This window comes from Azospirillum sp. B506 (assembly GCF_000333595.1).
In the GTDB taxonomy this organism is placed as follows: domain Bacteria; phylum Pseudomonadota; class Alphaproteobacteria; order Azospirillales; family Azospirillaceae; genus Azospirillum.
The window spans coordinates 1-6052 of the sequence record NZ_BADK01000355.1 but is presented as its reverse complement, the minus strand read 5'-3'; the positions used below and the strand labels follow the sequence as shown (position 1 = coordinate 6052).

At 63.9% G+C, this 6052-nt stretch carries 5 protein-coding genes and 1 rRNA gene; 1 reads left to right on the top strand and 5 read right to left on the bottom strand.

Going from position 1 to position 6052, the window contains the following annotated elements:
• From I71_RS10955 to I71_RS10935, 5 genes are all read right to left on the bottom strand, one after another.
• Positions 1-149: ribosomal RNA gene (locus I71_RS10955) — 16S ribosomal RNA — on the bottom strand; the annotation flags it as partial.
• Positions 150-650: 501 nt separating this feature from the next.
• Positions 651-1550 (bottom strand): LysR family transcriptional regulator, encoded by a 900-nt coding sequence (locus I71_RS10950; RefSeq protein WP_042694858.1) that lies wholly within the window; start codon positions 1548-1550, stop codon positions 651-653.
• Between the two features lie 155 nt (positions 1551-1705).
• On the bottom strand, positions 1706-1948 hold the full coding sequence (locus I71_RS10945; RefSeq protein WP_083897092.1) for a hydrogenase maturation nickel metallochaperone HypA: 243 nt from the start codon (positions 1946-1948) through the stop codon (positions 1706-1708).
• Positions 1949-2024: 76 nt separating this feature from the next.
• A complete protein-coding gene (fdhF, locus tag I71_RS10940) occupies positions 2025-4196 on the bottom strand; it encodes a formate dehydrogenase subunit alpha (RefSeq protein ID WP_042694856.1) in 2172 nt (723 codons plus the stop codon).
• A 69-nt stretch (positions 4197-4265) separates the two neighbouring features.
• Positions 4266-4811, bottom strand: a complete 546-nt coding sequence (locus I71_RS10935) for a 4Fe-4S dicluster domain-containing protein (protein ID WP_042694854.1) — start codon at positions 4809-4811, stop codon at positions 4266-4268.
• Positions 4812-5375: 564 nt separating this feature from the next.
• On the opposite strand from I71_RS10935, the gene I71_RS10930 reads away from it, so the two are divergent.
• Complete coding sequence (locus I71_RS10930) at positions 5376-5969, top strand: 4Fe-4S dicluster domain-containing protein (RefSeq protein WP_042694852.1); 594 nt, start codon at positions 5376-5378, stop codon at positions 5967-5969.
• Positions 5970-6052 lie beyond the last annotated feature (83 nt).

Sequence of the window (6052 nt, the reverse complement as noted above, 5' to 3'; positions counted from 1 at the left end):
CGTCCGTTTCAGACGTTATTCCGAACCGAAAGGCAGGTTCCCACGTGTTACTCACCCGTGCGCCACTAAGGCCGAAGCCTTCGTTCGACTTGCATGTGTTAGGCATGCCGCCAGCGTTCGTTCTGAGCCAGGATCAAACTCTCAGGTTCAGATCGTGACCAAAGTCACGACTGACAGGACCGCCGATAGCGATCTCCTGAAACGTCGATACTGTTCACAGTTTCTCTGCTCAAAAGATGCACAGACGATCCTCATTGTGCCGATCCCCAAAAGAGCCAACACCACAAGGCCGCAACGGCTACCAACTGCCGCCGCCTGCGCATCCCTTCTCACAACACGGTATAAACTTGTCAAAGAACCCGCAGCACCAGAGCGCCGCTTCCGAACATTTCAGCGACGCTCCGTCTTGGATCATCGCGTCGTGTTCGGCTTATTTAGTGGTCTTTACTTTCGCTGTCAACCTCTTTTTTCGAGGCATTTCGGCAGTTACTTGCGAAGACCGCTGTTTCCCTTGAAGCGACACTGTCTTGCCGACCGTGCTGCGTCGCGGGAGGCGGTGTATAGGCCGTCCGACCGAACCGGCGCAAGCGCTTTTTCCATCCCCTCGCGATTTTTATGCGAGCCGGCAGTATCGGCCGAACCGGGCGCCCTCAGGCGACCGTCGCCAGTTCGGGCGCCAGACGGCGGGCGTCGGCGATCAAGGCCGCGGTCAGCGGCGGCTGCGGATCGCGCCGGGCGACCACCAGGCCGATCAGGGTCGACAGCTCCGGCGCCACGATGGGAATGGCACGGATGCTGGGGGGCAGCAGCAGCGATTCCGCCATGATCCGCGGCATGATCGTCGACCACATGCCGGTGCAGAGATGATTGGTCAGCACGACGATGGAGTTGGATTCGAGCATCGGTTCGGCATGCACCCCGGCTTCGGCGAAGGCGCGGTCGATGATCCGCCGGTTCTGCATGGTGGTGTTCAACAGGCAGAGCGGCAGAGTCGCCGCCTCTTCCCAGGTGACGCTGTCGCGCCCGCCGAGCGGACCGTCGGCCGCCGTGATCAGATGGTAGCGCTCATGATAGAGCGGCACCTCGTCCACATTGCCCAGCGGTTCGTTGTCGAGATAGGTGATGCCGGCCTCGGCCTCCAGATTCTCCAGCCTGGACAGAATCTCGGTGGAGCTGTGGGAGGCGATGGTGATCTTGATGCCGGGATGCATCGACCAGACGGTCGCGGTCAGCCGCTGGACCATCGGCAGCGCCGTCGGCACCACCACCAGCCGCAGCGTGCCGGTCAGCCCCTGCTTCATCGTCTCGACCTCGGCACGCATCGCCTTGTAGTCGCCGACGATGCGCCGCGCCCAATCCAGCACCCGCTCCCCTTCGGCGGTGAAGCCGATGAAACGGGCACCGCGGTCGACCAACGGCACCCCGAGGGTCGATTCCAACTGCTTGATAGCCGCGGACAGATTGGGCTGCGACACGCCGCAGACCTGCGCCGCACGACCGAAATGCTTCTCGGTCGCCAGAGCGATCAGAAACTCAAGCTTCTCCTGCATGCCGGGCCTCCTCCCGCCACGTTGTCACCGCGTGGTTCGGGAACTTATCGATCAGGACCCGAGCAACATCATTGATACGAGTCATATATCGGCGTCGCCGCGCGGGCTGCCGCAGCGGCATTGCGACGCATCGTAGGCCCACAAATCTTTTTCGGTCAGGACACCTCCATCTCCACGAGCCGGAATGCCTCGCCCGGCGGCTGGTCGATCCGCAGATCGGCACCCTCCAGGAAGGTGTCGCGGCTGAGCAGGTCGAAGGCGTGACGCAGGGCGTCCGGTTGCACCCGGCTCTGCTGCCCGACCGACAGGCTGACCCGGACCACCCTGGCGAAAGGGCTGGTCTCCCGTGCCTTCATCGCCTGTTCCAGCAGGGATTGGCAGAGAGCGATCTCATGCATGGGCTGGGTCCTTCGTCTCGAAAGCGGGAGGAATCCCCTCTCCCCAGGACATGGAGAGAGGGGGATTTCCCAAACCTCACGCGAAGGCCGGGGCCTTCTTCGCCGCACGGGTCACCGCATTGCTGAGACCGCCCTTCAGCTTCGCATATTCCTGCTGGACGTAATTCTCGGCCCAGACCTGATCGGCGATCGGCTCGACCCGGACGGCGGCGTATTTGTATTCCGGTGTCTTGGCGATGGGATCGACGGCGTGGATGGTCAGCTCGTTGCAGGCGCCGATCCACCACTGGTAGGTCATGTAGACGGCCCCCTTGTTGGTGCGGTCGGTGACGCTGGCGCGGGTGATGACCTTGCCGCGGCGCGACGACACCCAGACCAGTTCCTGGTCACGGATGCCCAGCGCCTTGGCGTCCTTCGGGTTGATGGTGACATAGCCGGGCTCGTCGGCCAGCGTCTGCAGGGCGGCGCAGTTGCCGGTCATCGAGCGACAGGAGTAATGGCCGACCTCGCGCACCGTGCAGAGGATCAGCGGGAACTCCTCGGTCAGCTGGTCCTGCGGCGGGCGCCATTCGGTGGCGAACAGCAGGCCCTTGCCGCCCGGCCGCTGGAAGACGTTGCCCTCATAGAGATACTTGGAGCCGGCCGAGTCGAGGTCGCGGCAGGGCCACGGAACCGCGCCCAGCCCCTCCATCTTCTCGTAGGTGGCGCCATAGAAGATCGGGCACAGCCCACGCAGCTCGTCCCAGATCTCCTTGGTGTTGTTGTAATGCATGGGATAGCCCATCGCCGTGGCGAGCAGGCTGATGATCTCCCAGTCGTGCTTGACGTCGCCCTTGGCGTCCACCGCCTTGGTGAAGCGCTGGAAGCTGCGGTCGGCGGCGCTGAACACGCCCTCATGCTCGCCCCAGGAGGTCGCCGGCAGGATCAAATCGGCGAACATCGCCGTCTTCGTCATGAAGATGTCCTGGACGATGACGAACTCCATCGCCTCGAAGCCCTTGCGCACCTGGGTCAGGTCCGGCTCGGTCTGGGCCGGATCCTCGCCCATCACATACATCGCCTTCAGCTTGCCGGTTTCCGCCAGATGCGGCACGTCGGTCAGGCGGTAGCCGATCTCGCCGGGCAGCGAGTCGACCCCCCAGGCCTTGGCGAACTTGGCGCGGATCTCCGGGTCGGTGACCTTCTGGTAGCCGGGGAACTCGGTCGGCAGCACGCCCATGTCGCAGCTGCCCTGGACGTTGTTCTGGCCACGCACCGGGCCGACGCCGACATTGGGACGGCCGAGATTGCCGGTCAGCAGCGCCAGCCCCGACAGCCCCTTCACCACATCGACGCCCTGCCCCCACTGGGTGACGCCCATGCCCCACAGGATGGTGGCGGAGGGTGCCGCGGCATAGATGCGCATCGCCTCGCGGATGTCGTCGGCCGGCAGGCCGGTGATCGCCTCGGCGTATTCGGGGGTGTATTTGTCGACGATCTTCTTGTACTCGTCGAAGCCCTCGGTGTAATTGGCGACATACTCCTTGTTGTAGAGCCCTTCATTGATCAGGACATTGGCGAAGGCATTGACCAGCGCCATGTTGGAGCCGTTGTTCAGCGGCAGCCACAGGTCGGCCAGACGGGCCGTCTCGATCTTGCGCGGATCGCAGACGATGATCTTGGCGCCGCGCTCCTTCGCCTTGATGATGCGCTTGGCGATCACCGGATGGCTGTCGGCGACGTTATAGCCGAAGACCAGGACACATTTGGTGTGCTCGATCTCGGGGATCGAGTTGCTCATGGCGCCGTTGCCCAGCGTCACCTGCAGACCGGCGACCGACGGGCCGTGGCAGACGCGCGCGCAATTGTCGACATTGTTGGTGCCGAGGACCGCGCGGGTGAATTTCTGCATCACATAGTTGGTCTCGTTGCCGGTGCCGCGCGACGAGCCGGTGGTCATGATCGAATCGGGACCGTATTTGGCCTTGATCTCGCCCAGCCTCTTCGCCGCGTACTGGATCGCCTCGTCCCACGACACCGCCTCGAACGCGGCATCGCGCGAGCGGCGCAGCATCGGGTTGCGCAGGCGCGGCGTCAGCAGCTTGGTGTCGTTGATGAAGTCGTAGCCGAAATAGCCCTTGAGGCAGAGTTCCCCTTCATTGGTGACGCCATTGAGGGGCTCGGCACCGACGACCTTCCCGCCCTCGACCAGCAGATTCAGTTTGCAGCCCGTACCGCAGTAGGGGCAGACCGCCATATGCTTTTCCATCTCGACCTCGGTGTTCGCTCGATTGTGCCGGCTGTGCGCCGGCCGCTGTGATGGGGTGGTGACCGTGGATCAGGCCGCGACTTCGGCGGCTTCCAGCGCGGCGCGCTCCCGGCGGCGGCGCAGGGTCTCGTCCATCGCCTCCCGGTCCATCAGGGTCAGGGCGCTGGTCGGGCAGACCGACACGCAGGCCGGGCCGGCGTCGCCACGCTCGATGCACAGGTCGCATTTGTGCGCCTGCGCCTTGACGCCCAGGCTGAGCGTCAGGCCGGCGAATTGCCGGACCGCCGGCACCGTCACCACGTCCATGACGCCGAACGGGCAGGCCAGCACGCAGTTCTTGCAGCCCAGGCAGCGCTCCTGCTCCACCTGCACGCTGTGCTGGCGGTAGACGATGGCGTTGTTCGGGCAGGCGTTGACGCAGGGCGCGTCTTCGCAATGGTGGCACATCACCGCGGTGCTGACGTCGGCCGTCTTCACCATGCGGATGCGCGGCTTGAAGCTTTCCGGCGCCAGTCCTTCGACGCCGGCTCCTTCGGAATGGGCAAGCGCACAGGCGATCTCGCATGTGCGGCAACCGATGCACTTGCTCGGGTTGGCAGTGACGAATCTGTTCATTCCCGTCGTCCTTGTTGGCAGCCGGAGGGGGCCGTCGGACGGAGCCGCCCCGGCATCGCTTCACTGTTCCCTGGCGTTACGCGCCGGTTGGCCGCTGCGGGCACCGGTGGCTTCACGTCCGATTGAAATCGCTTATCGCCCGATCTTTAAAAGTAATCGACGCCGATAAGCCGATCCTATCGAGTATCCTGTCTTTCTTATCAGAGTTCACTGGGGGTATTTTACCAATCAAAACACCTTCTGACCCCCGGTCTTTGTGTCGCGCACCTTATACCCACTTTTTTTATGTGTCTAGTTGACATCGCGTCATCCACGGGAATAGCGTGAGCAAGTCAACGGCGATCACGAAAACGGCCGCCATTTTGACAAAGATTCGCAACAGCTGGCTCTCCTTCTGCCACACCGTCCGTGACAACAGGCGGCGTGGGGGCGTGCGCGAGCCAATACTGTCTTCTTATTGGGCGATCAGCTTTTCTTATCGGGCTTTCCCTGTTACCGGGCTTTGCCAAGGAACTCCTGATCGACCGATTCGACGCACCCGCCCGGGAAGCCGGAGGTTTGGACATGAATCGCTTCGTTATCGCGGAACCGAGAAAATGCATCGGGTGCAACACCTGCATGGCGGCCTGCACCGAGGCACACAAGAAACAGGGGCTGCAGGCGCATCCCCGGCTGACCGTCATGCGGATCGGCGACGACACCGGCCCCGTCCTCTGCCATCAGTGCGAGGACGCGCCCTGTGCCCGCGTCTGTCCGGTCAACGCCATCACCCATGCCGCCGACAGCATCCTGCTGGATGAGCAGGCCTGCATCGGCTGCAAGATGTGCGCGCTGGCCTGCCCCTTCGGCGCCATCACGCCCAGCGGCACCGGGATCGCCGGAGTCGCCGGCATCGCCACCGCGACACCCAGCCATTCGGCGGCGCTCGATCCGCTGCTGGCCTGGGACATCGGCGTCAGGAGCGTGGCGGTGAAATGCGACCTTTGCGCCTTCTCCGGCGACGGCCCGGCCTGCGTGCGCGTGTGCCCAACCGCCGCCCTTTACGCGGCAGACGCCGATGCCACCCGCCAGGCTGCCGCCGTCAAGCGCACGCTGGCCGCGGCGGCACCGGTCAGTCCTGAAACGCCGCTCGCCTCGCTGGAGGGGCTGGACCCATGATTCAACTCTCCCTGCTCATCATGTCGCTGCTGCTGTCCTGCGGCGGCGCCATCCTCTGCCTCTTCTTGAGCATCGGGAGGGGG